This is a genomic window from Xanthomonas sp. DAR 34887, from assembly GCF_041245805.1.
GTDB lineage: Bacteria > Pseudomonadota > Gammaproteobacteria > Xanthomonadales > Xanthomonadaceae > Xanthomonas_A > Xanthomonas_A tesorieronis.
Genome location: NZ_CP162490.1, coordinates 1574679 through 1587998 on the forward strand (window position 1 = coordinate 1574679; position 13320 = coordinate 1587998).

General features: G+C 68.7%; 11 protein-coding genes. 5 read left to right on the forward strand and 6 right to left on the reverse strand.

What is annotated here, in order from left to right; genetic code table 11:
• Positions 1-56: 56 nt before the first annotated feature.
• Positions 57-452 carry a glycine cleavage system protein GcvH gene (gene gcvH, locus AB3X08_RS06660; protein WP_184410742.1) on the forward strand — a complete coding sequence of 132 codons (396 nt, stop codon included), beginning with the start codon at positions 57-59 and terminating at the stop codon, positions 450-452.
• A 1210-nt stretch (positions 453-1662) separates the two neighbouring features.
• Here gcvH and AB3X08_RS06665 read toward each other — a convergent pair.
• Positions 1663-1917 (reverse strand): hypothetical protein, encoded by a 255-nt coding sequence (locus AB3X08_RS06665; RefSeq protein WP_369937077.1) that lies wholly within the window; start codon positions 1915-1917, stop codon positions 1663-1665.
• Between AB3X08_RS06665 and AB3X08_RS06670 the strand changes: the two genes are divergently transcribed.
• The gene (locus AB3X08_RS06670; protein WP_369937079.1) at positions 1904-2233 is read left to right on the forward strand and encodes a hypothetical protein; all 330 of its coding nucleotides are present in this window, start codon (positions 1904-1906) and stop codon (positions 2231-2233) included. The genes AB3X08_RS06665 and AB3X08_RS06670 overlap by 14 nt on opposite strands.
• A gap of 863 nt (positions 2234-3096) precedes the next feature.
• Here AB3X08_RS06670 and AB3X08_RS06675 read toward each other — a convergent pair.
• Positions 3097-4485, reverse strand: a complete 1389-nt coding sequence (locus AB3X08_RS06675) for a serine hydrolase domain-containing protein (RefSeq protein ID WP_184410740.1) — start codon at positions 4483-4485, stop codon at positions 3097-3099.
• A 280-nt stretch (positions 4486-4765) separates the two neighbouring features.
• Between AB3X08_RS06675 and AB3X08_RS06680 the strand changes: the two genes are divergently transcribed.
• A complete protein-coding gene (locus AB3X08_RS06680) occupies positions 4766-5662 on the forward strand; it encodes a DMT family transporter (protein ID WP_369937081.1) in 897 nt (298 codons plus the stop codon).
• A 23-nt stretch (positions 5663-5685) separates the two neighbouring features.
• Here the strand turns inward: AB3X08_RS06680 and AB3X08_RS06685 are convergent, their stop codons facing one another.
• Positions 5686-7284, reverse strand: coding sequence for a GMC family oxidoreductase (locus AB3X08_RS06685; protein WP_369937082.1), 1599 nt, complete (start codon positions 7282-7284; stop codon positions 5686-5688).
• An 86-nt stretch (positions 7285-7370) separates the two neighbouring features.
• Here AB3X08_RS06685 and AB3X08_RS06690 point away from each other — a divergent pair, with 86 nt between their 5' ends.
• Entirely contained in the window at positions 7371-8768 is a 1398-nt protein-coding gene (locus AB3X08_RS06690) for an NTP/NDP exchange transporter (protein ID WP_369937083.1), read from the forward strand.
• 88 nt (positions 8769-8856) lie between these two features.
• The gene (locus AB3X08_RS06695) at positions 8857-9210 is read left to right on the forward strand and encodes a DUF1304 domain-containing protein (RefSeq protein WP_369937085.1); all 354 of its coding nucleotides are present in this window, start codon (positions 8857-8859) and stop codon (positions 9208-9210) included.
• 34 nt (positions 9211-9244) lie between these two features.
• Here the strand turns inward: AB3X08_RS06695 and AB3X08_RS06700 are convergent, their stop codons facing one another.
• From AB3X08_RS06700 to AB3X08_RS06710, 3 genes are all read right to left on the reverse strand, one after another.
• On the reverse strand, positions 9245-9727 hold the full coding sequence (locus tag AB3X08_RS06700) for a hotdog fold domain-containing protein (protein WP_369938460.1): 483 nt from the start codon (positions 9725-9727) through the stop codon (positions 9245-9247).
• A 97-nt stretch (positions 9728-9824) separates the two neighbouring features.
• On the reverse strand, positions 9825-12305 hold the full coding sequence (locus tag AB3X08_RS06705; RefSeq protein WP_369937087.1) for an acyl-CoA dehydrogenase: 2481 nt from the start codon (positions 12303-12305) through the stop codon (positions 9825-9827).
• A complete protein-coding gene (locus AB3X08_RS06710) occupies positions 12302-13222 on the reverse strand; it encodes an alpha/beta fold hydrolase (protein WP_369937089.1) in 921 nt (306 codons plus the stop codon). Before AB3X08_RS06710 ends, AB3X08_RS06705 begins: the two co-directional genes overlap by 4 nt.
• Between the last annotated feature and the right edge of the window lie 98 nt (positions 13223-13320).

Consider the following 13320-nt stretch of genomic DNA (forward strand, 5'->3'; position numbering starts at 1 on the left):
CCGGTTCGCTACACTAGCCATCCATTCCCGACACCGTCTTTTTCCGGAGCAGCCCCATGAGCGAGATCCCTGGCGACCTCAAATTCCTCAAGTCCCATGAATGGGCGCGCGTCGAAGGCAACGGTCGCGTCACCGTCGGCATCTCCGAGCACGCCCAGGGCCTGCTTGGCGACCTGGTCTACGTCGAACTGCCCAACGTCGGCGACGACGTCGTCGCCGGCAATGGCGTGGCCGTGGTCGAGTCGGTCAAGGCCGCATCGGACGTGTACAGCCCGCTCAGCGGCAAGGTGGTCGAGGTCAACTCCGCGCTCAGCGACAAGCCGGAGACGATCAACGAGGACGCGTACGGCGAAGGCTGGATCTTCGTGCTGGAGATCGAAGATCCGGAGCAGTTGAACGACTTGCTGACGCCGGACGACTACGCCGAGCTGCTCGAGGAAGACGGCCACTGAGCCGAGCCTCGCGTCGCGACAGCCGAACCGGCCGCCTTGTGCGGCCGGTTTTCGTTTGGGCGGCGCAAAAGAAAGCGGCAGCGGGAATACAGGAGGCGGAGCGCGTTTCGATGATCCGCGAGGTTTGCCGAGCGGGCGCGCTGGCTCGGCGCTCGGCATTTCCGAGTGGCCGGCGTGGCACCGAGCGGATGCGCCACAGGCGAGGGTGCGGCACGCCAGGCGGTGGATGCGGTCGCACCGCACGCAGCGATGCGCACCGGATGATCGCCGTGTGCAGGAAAGCGACGTCGCTGCAGCGACACCGGAACGCGGCGACCACGCGCCGGTTTTTTGGCAGTGACGGTGATGTGCATCGCAGTCGGTCGTGGGCGAGGCATCTGCCGATCGCGGCGGCGCTGGCTGCGTTGCGGCCAGCGGCGTCGCATTCGTTCGTTCGGTCGGGTGGGTTCGGCGTGGCGCGCGCATGCGCAGTGCGGCGAGTCGGTCGAGGCGGGCATGCGCGACGCGGCGGACGCGGCGGCAACAGCGAGCGCGACGCGTCCGGTCGCGTGCGCGTGATGTGCCGGTGAGGAGCATGCGCAGACATGCGGACGCTACAACGGCATCGTCGCCGCCGCCGCGATGCAGTGCGAGGCGCCGCGCACGCGCGCTCGCAAGCGCCGAACAGCGCGAAAAAGTTTGCGCAGTTTTGCGCATTTGCTCTTGTGCGATGCCGGAACGGTGCACGCCGCGAAAAGTTTTTTTCAGCTTGCGGACAGGCTCGCGTACGCGCGCCCGGATGCCGCCGGCGCCGCGCGCGGCAGCACGCGAAACTGCCGGTCGCGTCGGCGTGTTGCAAAAAACCACGGGAATTACCGCTGTTTTTGTTTGCGTCGAAGTTTCGCTGCGGGTTTCGCAGCGGCGGTCGTCGAGGTCCGGGGGCTGCCGATCGCGATGCTCGGTGCGCTCGCGCCGCGCGACGCCTGAAAAAAAATTGCGCAGAACTGTTGACAGTAAAAAAAAGCGTGATTAGGTTTCGCCCAGCAGACGTTGCTGCGCAAGCGAGTGAATCGGATCGACATCAGAACGCGAAGCACAACTTGGACCTCCACCAGGAACCTGACGATGGTGGATCAGGTGTCGCTTCCCTCCGAGAAACGCAACGTCTCCCCCGGCACGGCACCCGTATCGAGCTTCGATACGGGTGTTTCTGTATCCGACCCGGCCCGCACTACGCGCCGACGGATCCTGCAGGCGCACCATCGCCGCAGGTTTGCTTTAACTGGGCGTTTTCAATCCATAGTTCACTGACGAGGAGCCATCCCATGGCCACGAAAAAAGCTGCGAAAAAGAAGCCGGCCGCTAAGAAAGCGGTCAAGAAGACTGCCGCCAAGAAGCCGGCAGCGAAGAAGGTCTCGGTAAAGAAGGCGGCCAAGAAGGTCGCCAAGAAAGTCGCCAAGAAGGTCGCCAAGGTGAAGAAGGCCATCAAGAAGGCCACCGCCAAGAAGACCACCGCGAAGAAGGCGGTAAAGAAGACGGCGAAGAAGGCGACCGCCAAGAAGGCCGCCACCAAGAAGGCCGCCACCAAGAAGACCGCGAAGAAGGCCACCGCCAAGAAGGCCGCCACCAAGAAGACCGCGAAGAAGGCGACCGCCAAGAAGGCGGTGAAGAAGTCGGCTGCCAAGAAGCCGGCCGCGAAGAAGGCCGTCGCCAAGAAGGCCGTCGCGAAGAAGAAGCCGGTTGCCCGCAAGAAGAAGACCGCTCCGGTCGCGCTGCCGGCAACGCCCGCGCCGCTGATCTGATCTGATCCATCCCGATAGCCGTACCTAGAGCTCTCTCCCCGGTGCCCAGCGGGGAGGGAGCTTTTTTATGGGCGTCCGCTCGCCGTCGCCGTGGCGAGCTGCTTGCCGGCGTCGCCATGGCACCGACCTGCCGCACCTCTGCTGCCGACGTGTTGCCTGCACGGCGGCTAGCCCTGAGCCGTGACCGGCAGTGTTGCCGCCGCCGCGCTCCGCCGCCAACGCGCGCGTGCCCGATCTGTGCCGGATTCCTGCGCGTGCAGGTGGCGATGCTGCGCGAGTTCGCGAAGTGTGTGCCTCGCTGCCGTAGATGAGTGGTCGCCACGCCGCTCGCAACGCCGGATGAGGGGGTATGCGTAGCCACCCTGGTAGGGCGAGGTGGGGAGGCATCGTCATGCGCACTCATTGCCATCAGGCTCGGCCGGGTCCTCACAGCCGCTTTTTGTCGCGGGCCTCGCCCGGTCTCAGCGACCTGTTGTCGCGAGGCTTTGCCCGGACCCTACCCCAACCCCTCTCCCGATGGGAGAGGGGCTTTTGTGTTGGCTTGATGGATTTCTGCGCGAGTGCCCGCAGCTGACCCGATAGCCGGTTGTCGTAGTCGCAGACGACGGCCACGCCGCCAGCGACTTTCCGGTCGCTGGCATCAGCAGCCTGTCGACGCGCACGCTGCTCTTCCTGTAGGAGCGGCTTCAGCCGCGACAGATCGCCTGGTTCCCATCGACCTCGAAGCAGGCGCAGTTGCTGACTAGCGCAGCCCGCGCCAGATCCCGTCACGCTCAGGCCGCGGCTCCGCTAAAGCCGGCGCGCAGACAGCAGAAAGGCGGCTCGCGCCGCCTTCCGCCGCATTCATCGGGAGACCGCCCGCGTCAGTGCGGCGACGCGGTCGACTTGGACGAGGAGGCGCCCTTCTTGTCCTTCGGGTCCGCGCGCTCGGCCATCATGTTGTCGCTGCCGAAGTCGGTGTCCACGTCCAGCCAGCGCTGCGTCGGCAGGCCGATCGCGCGGTCGAGGATGGTCGGCAGCAGGCCGGAAGGCAGGCCGCTCTCGCCGTTCCACAGGATCGCCACGCCCAGGTCGCGTTCGGGCACCAGCGCGACCAGGCCGCGATAGCCCTGCACCGCGCCGGCATGGAACACCACCTGGTGGCCGGAGTAATCGAAGATGCGCCAGCCCAGCGCGTAGCTGGCCGAGTTGACCCGCTCGCGGCGCCAGCCCGAGCGCATTTCGCCAGGCGTGAGGATCAGCGGCGCGTGCAGCGTGGCCAGCAACGGCGCCGGCAGCACGTCCGGACGGTGCCCGGTCTGCGCAATCAACCACTGCGCCATGTCGCTGATGCTGGCGTTGACGCCGGCGGCCGGGGCCAGCCGGTAGTAGGTGGGCTTGGGCATCAGCGACACCCAGCCGTTGCGGCTGCGCACGTGCGGGCGTGCCCAGCGCGGGCTGGCCTGGATCCCGGCCAGGCCCATGCTGGCGTCGTTCATGCCCAGCGGCTTGAAGATGCGGCGCTCCACCGACTGCTCGTAGAAGCTGCCGGACGCGGCGAACACCACGTCGCCGATCAGGCTGAAGGCGACGTTCTGGTAGGCGTAGCACTCGCCCGGCGCGCACTTGAGCGGCGCGTAGGCGAGCTTGTGGCTGAGCGTGTAGTAGTCGGTATTGGATTCGACGTCGCGGTCGTAGGCGTTGTAGGTCAGGCCGACGCGATGGCTGAGCAGGTCGGCCACGTTCAACTGGCGGGTGGCGACCGGATCGCTGAGCTGGAAGCCGGGCACGTAGTCGACGACCTTGCTGTCCCAACGCAGCGTGCCGTCGTTGACCAGCAGGCCGGCCATGGTGCCGGCGAAGGCCTTGGACAGCGAGGCCAGGCGGAACACGGTGTGCGCATCGACTGGCTCGGGGCGGTTGACGTCGGTGACGCCGTAGCCGCGCGCGCTGATCACCTGGCCGTTGTGCACGATCGCCACCGCCAGGCCGGGCACGCGCTCGCCGTAGGTGAGCTGCTCGGCCATCGCTTCCAGGCTGGCGACATCGAAGTCCCTGGCCAGTGGCAGCACCTTGCTGTCCGGCAGCGACGCGCGGTACGGCAGCGGCTGGGTCGGCGAGGTGTAGCGCGTGGCCTCGGTGTAGATCGGCGGCGGCAGCGGCTGCGAAGGAGCCGGCGTCTGCGCGGTGGAGGACATCGCAAAGGGCAGCAATGCCCCGAGCAACCCGGTTGCCACCGGTCGAAGGAGCCGGTGCCTGCTGTTCTGTTTCATCGCGCGTGTGGCCTGTGAGGTGCTGCCGAAACCGATTCTAGCGCCGCTTTTCGCCATTGCACAAACCGGGAGAAGATGAATGGGCATCGCCTTGATCCTGCTGGTGATTTTGCCGGGCCAACAAGGCCGGCAACGTGGCGTCCGCGGCGGCTGCCGCGACGCTATGGCGGGTGCCTGAAAGACATGCAATCGATGTGCCGAAGCCGCTGCGGCCGCGGTTGACCAGACCGAATCGTTGCGGGCGCCGTGACGGCGCGGTACTGCTGCGGGATCATGGCGCATGCCCGCTCCCGACCTCGCCCCGATCCCTGCCGCCCGCACGGCGCCTGCCGCCGCGACCTGGCTGGGCTTGGCCTTCGTGCTGGTCTGGTGCACCGGCTACATCGCCGGCAAGCAGGTGGTGGCGCATGCGGCGCCGTTCACCGCGCTGCTGTGGCGCTTCGGCCTGACCGCGCTGTGCTTCGCGCTGGCCGCCGGTCCCGCACGCCTGAAGGCGCTGCCGCGGCAGGAGCTGGCGCGCAGCGCCGTGGCCGGGGTGTTGATGCTGGCCTTGCAGTTCGGCGGGGTCTACGCCGCCTTCGCGCTGGGCACCGGCTCGGGCGTGGCCGCGCTGGTGATCGGGGCGATGCCGCTGCTGGTGGCCTGGGTCAGCCCGTGGTGGGGTGGTCAGCGCTTGCGCGCGACGCAGTGGCTGGGCATGGCGCTGGGCTTCGCCGGCGTGGCCACGGTCGCCGCCGACCGCATCGACGGGGCGACGCCGTGGGGCGGCTGGCTGGCCTTGCTGGTGGGCCTGTTCGGCATCGCCGCCGGCACCCTGTACCAGAAGCGGCATGCCGCGCAGCTCGACCTGCGCGTCGGGCTGGCGGTGCAGAACGCCGCGGCGACGCTGGTGCTGCTGCCGCTGGCGGCGTGGGAAGGCTTTCGCTTCCAGGCCAACGGCGGTTTCGCCGCGGCGATGGCGTGGCTGGTGCTGGTCAATTCGATCGGCGGCTTCGCGTTGCTGTTCCTGCTGTTGCGGCGCGGCGCCGCCACCCAGGTGGCGAGCCTGTTCTTCCTGATGCCGCCGGTGACCGCGGTGTTCGGCCACGTGCTGCTCGGCGAGCACCTGACCGCGCTGAAGCTGTGCGGCTTCGCGCTGGCGGCGCTGGGCGTGTGGCTGGCGGGCCGCGCGCGGTGAGGCGCGGGTAGGGCGGCCGCGGCTCAGCCGTCGCGCAGCACGCTGCGGCCGCGGATCAGGTCGGCGGCGCGCTCGGCGATCATCATTGTCGGGCCGTTGGTGTTGCCGCTGACCAGGCGCGGCATCACCGATGCATCGACCACGCGCAGGCCTTCCAGCCCGCGCAGGCGCAGCTGCGGATCGACAACCGCCTGCGCATCGCTGCCCATGCGGCAGGTGCCGATCGGGTGGTAGATGGTCTCGGCCTTGGCGCGGATGTAGGCGATCAGGCCGGCCTCGTCCAGGTTGTCGCGTTCCGGCAGCAACGGCGCGCCGCGCCAGGGATCGAACGCCGGCTGCTGCAGGATGCGCCGCGCCAGGCGCGCGCATTCCACCAGCATGCGCAGGTCAAAACCGTCCGGATCGCTGAGGTAGTTCGCCTGGATCCGCGCCGGTGTGCGCGGATCGGCGTCGTTGAGCGACAGGCGGCCGCGGCTGCGCGGCTGCAGGTGGCAGGCGTGCAGGGTGAAGCCATCGCCGGGCAGCCGGTTGCGGCCATGGTCGTCGAGCATCGCCGGCACGAAATGCAGCTGGATGTCGGCACGCGCGTCCGGCGCCAGCGGCGAGCGGATGAAGCCGCCGGCCTCGGCGATGTTGCTGCTGCCGGCGCCGCGGTGGCCGCGCAGGAAATAGTCGAAGGCGATCTTCAGCTGGTTGCGGCGGTCGTAGCTGATGCCAGGGCGGGTGCGGTACAGCGTGCACACGTCGAGATGGTCCTGCAGGTTGGCGCCGATCTGCGGCTGATCCAGGCGCACAGGAAGGCCATGGCGCTGCAGCTCGTCGGCCGGGCCGATGCCCGAGAGCATCAGCAACTGCGGCGAGTTCACCGCGCCGGCGCTGAGCAGCACCTCGCGCGCAGCCCGCGCCTGCACTTCGGCGCCGCGTTGCGCATAGGCCACGCCGACCACGCGTTCGCCCTCCACTAGCAGTCGCAGCACTAGCGCGTCGGTGACCACCTGCAGATTGGCGCGCGCAAGCGCCGGCGCCAGGTAGGCGACCGCCGCCGAGCAGCGCGCGCCGTCCTTCTGGGTGACCTGGTACAGGCCCACACCCTGTTGCTGCGGGCCATTGAAATCGAGGTTGTGGGCGAAACCGGCCTGCTCTCCGGCCGCGATGAACACGTCCGACAGCGGGTTGTGGTAGCGCAGATCGGACACGTGCAGCGGCCCGTCATTGCCGTGCAGCGCATCGCCGCCGCGGCTGTTGCGTTCGCTGCGGCGGAAATACGGCAGCACGCCGCGCCAGTCCCATCCCTCGGCGCCGTCGGCGGCCCAGTCGTCGTAGTCGGCCGGCACGCCGCGCACGTAGCACATCGCGTTGATCGAACTGGAGCCGCCCAGCACCTTGCCGCGCGGCCACCACAGGCGCCGCTCGTTCAAGGCCGGCTCCGGCGCGGTGAGGTAGTTCCAGTTGATGCGGCGGTTGCCGGTCAGCCGCGCCAGGCCCGCCGGCATATGGATGAAGGGATTGCGGTCGCGCGGCCCGGCCTCGATCAGCAGCACCTTGCAATCGCGATCCTCGCTGAGCCGGTTGGCCAGCACGCAGCCTGCCGAGCCTGCGCCGATGATGATGTAGTCGTACACCCGCGGTCCCCCTGTTTCGTGGCGCCGACGCTAGTCGCCGGGGATAGAGCATATGCTCGGCCGCGTCGCGGGACGCGGACGCCGCGATGGGCACGGGGCTGCGCAGGCCGGCGGCGCTGGCGATGTTGCAGTGCATCGGCTACCGTGCGCGCAACCACACGGCGAACGGCGGGCCGATGCAAGCGGAAAACAAGCGCGTCCAGACCGGCGAGCTGCGCGCGGTGCTGCTGTCCTTCGTGTACTTCTTCTGCGTGCTGGCGGCGTACTACGTGATCCGGCCGGTGCGCGAACAGCTGTCGGCGGCGGTGGGCTCGACGCAGCTGCCCTGGTTCTTCATGGCGACCTTCGTCGCCACCCTGCTGCTGACCCCGCTGTTCGCATGGATGGCGGCGCGCTGGCCGCGGCGGATCGTGGTGCCGGCGGTCTACGTGTTCTTCGCGCTGTGCCTGCTCGGCTTCGTGCCGCTGTTCAGCGGCTACGGCGGGCTCAGTCAGCGCATGCTGGGCATCGTGTTCTTCGTTTGGGTCAGCGTGTTCAACCTGTTCGTGGTGTCGGTGTTCTGGAGCTTCATGGCCGACATCTGGAGCAACGAACAGGCGCGGCGGCTGTTCCCGCTGATCGGCCTGGGCGGCACCGCCGGCGCGGTGGCCGGGCCGCTGCTGACCCGCGGCCTGGTCGGCGTGATCGGCGTGGCGCCGCTGCTGCTGGTGTCCGCGGCGCTGCTCGGCGTGGCGCTGGCATGCGTGATCCTGCTCGGGCGCTGGGCGCGCGTGCATGGCGCGCGCCGCCACGACGCCGGCCACGAGGCGGCGGTCGGCGGTGGCATGTTCGACGGCCTCAAGCAGATCCTGGCCAATCCGTTCATGCGCGGCATGGCGCTGCTGATGCTGCTGGGCGACTGCATCGGCACGGTCGGCTATTTGCTGATGACCGATTACTCCGGCGCCACCTTCCACAACGCGGTCGAACGCACCGAGTTCGCCGCCAGCATCGACATGCTGACCAACGTGCTGCAGGTCGTGGTGCAGATCAGCGTGACCCGCTGGCTGCTGATGAAGAAGGGCGCCGGCGCGGTGATCGCGCTGTGGGCGCTAATCAGCGTGGGCACGCTGGTGGCCACCGCAGTGGCGCCCGATCCCTATGCGCTGGTGGTGTGGATCGTGCCGTGGGTGGTGCTGCCGCTGGTCATTACCCGTTCGCTGACCTACGGCATGGTCGGCCCGGCGCGCGAATCGCTGTACACGCGCGTGCCGCGGCAACTGCGCTACCAGGGCAAGAACGCGGTGGACACGGCGGTGTGGCGCGCCGGCGACGTGGCCGTGGCCTCGGCGATGAACGGTCTGCGCGCGCTGGGCATGGGCGTGCCCGGTTTCGCCGCAGCGGCCGCGCTGGCAGCCGGGCTCTCCGGCGTCATCGGTTGGCGCCTGGCGCGTGCTGTCGAAAGCGCCGCGCCTGCAGCAGCGGAGACGGCACCGACGCGCTGAGCCTGCGCGCCGCAGGCCACGCGGACGCGGTGCCGGCCGCCGCGGCAACGGCTATGCTGTGCATCCTCTTTCGCCGACGGACGCGCGCATGACCCTGCTGGCCTCGATCCTGGTAAGCCTGGTGGCCTTGCTGCACGTCTACATCCTGGTGCTGGAGATGTTCCTGTGGACGCGGCCGCTGGGCATGAAGGTGTTCCGCAACACGCCGGACAAGGCGCAGCTGACCAAGGTGCTGGCGGCCAACCAGGGGCTGTACAACGGCTTCCTCGCCGCCGGCCTGGGCTGGGGTGTGGCGGCGCAGCGGGTGGACGTGATGCTGTTCTTCCTGGGCTGCGTGGTCGTGGCCGGCCTGTACGGCGCGTGGAGCGTCAGCCGCCGCATCCTGTTCGTGCAGGCGACGCCGGCGGCGCTGGCGATCGCGGCGGTGCTGCTGGCGTACTGACGAGCCGGCGCCGTGCCGGCAGCGCGCTGCGGCGTCAGCCGTTCGCCGCCTTCGCGCGCGGCGACACCCACATGGCGATGCTGGCGAAGAACACCACCTGCTCGCGCGCGTCGCGGATCTCCACGCTGACCGGCAGTTCGTAGCCGCTGTCGGCGGCCACGATCGGCACGTCCGGCGTCGCCACCGCCTGCATCGTGCCGCTGGCCTTGCTGCGGTATTCGACGCGCATGCCTTTCGGGATCCAGCGCATCGACGGCGGCAGGCTGGCATCGACCATGACCCCGCCGGCCAATTCGGCCAGGTTGCAGAGCGCGATCGCATGCACGGTGCCGATGTGGTTGCTGACCCGCCGCCGATGCGCGATGCGCGCCTCGCAGCGGCCCGGCTGCAGGACGGTGATGCGCGGAGAAATGCTGGCGAAGTAGGGCGCCTTGAAGCACACCGCGCGCGAGAACAGCCACTGCCCGGCCGGCCAGCGCTGCATGCGTTGGTAGAGCGAAAGCAATCGGCTCATGATGCATGTCCTGAAATGACGACGGCGGACCGAAGTCCGCCGTCGTGGTGAGCGTAGCGCCGGCGCGGATGTCGCCGGCCCGGTTCAAGCCGCTTGCGGATCAGGCCGCTTCGCGCGAATGATCGTCGCCGGCCGCGGCACGGTGGTAGTAGCTGGCCGACCGCAGTTCGTCGGTGTCGAAGTCGTCCACGCTGATCGTGTCCATGGTGATCTCGCGCAGTTCCTCCAGCTGACGGCGCTCGTCGGCCGAGAGCACGCCTTCGCGCACCGCCTCGTCCAGCTGCGAGGCGAAGTCCAGCGCCTCGATGCCCTTGCTCTTGAGCGCCTTCAGGAACTTGCGCTCGACCGGCTCGGCCAGCACCGCCTTGGTCAGGTAGCTGGCGATGCGGCCGCCCGGATTGTTCTCGCACGGGGTCAGGAACACGCCCTGGCCGAGGCGATCGCGGGCTTCGTTCGGCGTCATCAGCAGCGCGGCGACGCGGTGACCCAGACGGTCGCCCGGGGCTTCGGCGCGGCGGCCCCACGGGAAGATCAGCGCCCACATCAGCCAGCCCACAGGGCGGATCGGGAAGTTGCGCAACGCCGCCGACAGCGCCAGTTCGATCTTGTGCACGCTGTCGTGGAACGCCCAGGCCAGCAGCGGCTGGTCGGTCGCCGGCGCGCCGTCGTCGTGGTAGCGCTTGAGCATCGCGCTGGTCATGTAGATGTGGCTCAGCACGTCGCCCAGACGGCCGGACAGCGATTCCTTGAACTTGAGCTTGCCGCCGAGCATCAGCATCGACACGTCGGCCATCAGCGCCAGGTTCGCCGAATAGCGGTCGAGCTTGCGGAAGAAACGACGGGTGTAGGCGTCGCCGGGCGCGGCGCCGATGCGTGCGGCGGTCAGGCCGAACCACAGCGAGCGCACCGCATTGGAGATGCCGAAGCCGATATGGCCGAACAGGTTGCGGTCGAACTCGTCGACGCCGGCCTTGTGGTCCGGGTTGCCGGCGGCCTTCATTTCCTTCATCACCCACGGATGGCACAGGATCGCGCCCTGGCCGAAGATCAGCAGGCTGCGGGTCATGATGTTGGCGCCTTCGACCGTGATCGCGATCGGCGCGGCCTGCCAGCTGCGGCCGGCGAAGTTGCGCGGGCCGAGGATGATGCCCTTGCCGCCGACCACGTCCATCACGTCGCTGATGACTTCGCGGCTCATCGTGGTGCAGTGGTACTTGGCGATCGCCGACGGCACCGACGGCACGTCGCCGCGGTCCACCGCCGCGGCGGTGGCCTGCGACAGCGCGCTGATCGCATAGGCCTTGCCGCCGATCCGCGCCAGCGCCTCTTCCACGCCTTCGAAGCGGCCGACCGACAGGCCGAACTGCTTGCGGATGCGCGCATACGCACCGGTGACGATCGCGCCGTACTTGGCGCCGCCGCTGGCGGTGGAGGGCAGGGTGATCGAGCGGCCCACCGCCAGACACTCGTTGAGCATGTTCCAGCCCTTGCCGACCATGTCCACGCCGCCGATCAGCTGGCTGAGCGGGATGAACACCTCGCGGCCGTGGATCGGGCCGTTCTGGAACGGCGAGTTCAGCGGGAAGTGGCGGCGGCCGATCTCGACGCCCGGGGTTTCGCGCGGCAGCAGCGCCAGGGTGATGCCGATGTCCTTGGTGTCGCCGATCAGGCCTTCCGGGTCGTACATGCGGAACGCCAGGCCGACCAGCGTGGCCACCGGCGCCAGGGTGATGTAGCGCTTGTCGAAGGTCAGCTTGACGCCGAGCACGTTGGCGCCGTTCCACTCGCCCTTGCAGACGATGCCGTAGTCGGGGATCGAGGTCGCGTCGGAGCCGGCGAACGGGCCGGTCAGGCCGAAGCAGGGCACTTCCTGGCCCACCGCCAGACGCGGCAGGTAATAGTCCTTCTGCTCCTTGGAGCCGTAGTGCAGCAGCAGTTCGCCCGGGCCCAGCGAGTTGGGCACGCCGACGGTGGAGCTGACCACGCTCGACACCGAAGCGATCTTCTGGATCACCTTGTGGTGGGCCAGCGCGGAGAAACCCAGGCCGCCGTATTCCTTGGGAATGATCATGCCGAAGAACTTGTGCTTCTTGATGAAGCTCCACAGTTCCGGCGGCAGGTCGGCGTGGACGTGGGTGATTTCCCAGTCGTTGGTCATCCGGCACAGTTCTTCGACCGGGCCGTCGAGGAAGGCCTGTTCTTCGGCGGTCAGCTGCGGCTTGGGATAGTTCAGCAGCTTCTGCCAGTCCGGATCGCCGGTGAACAGTTCGCCCTCGAAGCCGACCGAGCCGGTTTCAAGCGCGATGCGTTCGGTCTGCGACAGCGGCGGCAGCACCTTGCGGAACACTTTCAACATCGGCGCGGTGAGCAGCGGCTTGCGCACGAACGGCAGCAGCAGCGGAACCGCGATCACCGCCAGCACGACGGCGGCGACGATGGTCGCGACATGGCTGGCGCCGAGCAGCCAGCACGCGACCAGCAGCGTGGCGCTCAGCGCGGCCCACACGGCGAGCCGCATGCGGTGATAGGCGGCGAAGGCGCCTGCCAGCAACAACACGAGGAAGGGTGCGACGATGCTCATGGGCTTGCTCCGGGGACATGCTCGGTGACGGCGGACGATGCGCCGGCGCTAGCCGGTGGCAGTGCGTCCAGATAATGCAACACAGTGGCGGTAAATGCGGCGTTGTCGTCGCCGGCCAGCATATGCGTGGCCTCGGGCAGGTGCACATGCTGTGCATGCGGCACCAGCGACAGGAATTCTTCGATGGTCTGCGGCGTGACCAGATCGCTGCGTCCGCCGCTGACCAGCAGCACCGGGCAGTGCACCTGGCGCGCGGCCTGCGCGATCGCGTCCTGGTGCTGCTCGCTGTCGCGCGCCAACTCCTCGACCAGGCGCGGATCCCAATGCCAGTACCAGCGGCCGTCGGCGTGCCGGCGCAGGACGCTGCGCAGCGCCTCCGGCGATTTGCGCGCGCGCTGCGGCAGATAGGCGGCGATGGCATCGCCGGCATCGTCCAGCGTGGCGAAACCGTGCGGATGCGCGGTCATGAAGGCGAGGATGCGTTCGACCCCGGCCGGCTGCCAACGCGGGGTGATGTCGACCAGCACCATCGCGCGGAACAGGCCCGGCCAGCGCGCCTCGGCCATCAGCCCGAACAGCCCGCCCATCGAGGCGGCCACCAGCACCGGCGCCGGCGCCATTTCGCCGGCGACCACGATCAGGTCGTCGGTGAACTGCTCGCCGCGGTAAGCCAGGGCGGCGGGGTTGCGGGTGGAGTCGCCATGGCCGCGCGCGTCGTAGGCTACGCTGCGGTAGCCATGCGCCTGCAGCGCCGCGGCGCTGGCCATCCAGGCATGCCGGGTCTGCCCGAAGCCGTGCGCGAACAGCACGCTGCCGGCAGCGCCGGGCTCGGTGACGGTCGCGGCCAACCGCATGTCGTCCGCGCCGGCGAGCAGGGCGGAGACGGCAGTCGGCATGCTGGAAGGAGAGGAAACCATACGAGCTAGTATGGATGAGCCGGCGACGATGTCAATACGATGCAGTATGGAAGCGAAAAGCCAATGCTGCCGGGCATTTGCGCGCGATTCATGGAGGG

What these genes read in the sequence shown, in the direction of transcription:
- AB3X08_RS06710 (WP_369937089.1), bottom strand. Translation starts at nt 13,222, where the DNA reads ATGGTTTCCTCTCCTTCCAGCATGCCGACTGCCGTCTCCGCCCTGCTC.
- AB3X08_RS06680 (WP_369937081.1), top strand. Translation starts at nt 4,766, where the DNA reads ATGCCCGCTCCCGACCTCGCCCCGATCCCTGCCGCCCGCACGGCGCCT.
- AB3X08_RS06675 (WP_184410740.1), bottom strand. Translation starts at nt 4,485, where the DNA reads ATGAAACAGAACAGCAGGCACCGGCTCCTTCGACCGGTGGCAACCGGG.
- AB3X08_RS06695 (WP_369937085.1), top strand. Translation starts at nt 8,857, where the DNA reads ATGACCCTGCTGGCCTCGATCCTGGTAAGCCTGGTGGCCTTGCTGCAC.
- AB3X08_RS06690 (WP_369937083.1), top strand. Translation starts at nt 7,371, where the DNA reads ATGGGCACGGGGCTGCGCAGGCCGGCGGCGCTGGCGATGTTGCAGTGC.
- AB3X08_RS06665 (WP_369937077.1), bottom strand. Translation starts at nt 1,917, where the DNA reads ATGGCCTTCTTCACCTTGGCGACCTTCTTGGCGACTTTCTTGGCGACC.
- AB3X08_RS06705 (WP_369937087.1), bottom strand. Translation starts at nt 12,305, where the DNA reads ATGAGCATCGTCGCACCCTTCCTCGTGTTGTTGCTGGCAGGCGCCTTC.
- gcvH (WP_184410742.1), top strand. Translation starts at nt 57, where the DNA reads ATGAGCGAGATCCCTGGCGACCTCAAATTCCTCAAGTCCCATGAATGG.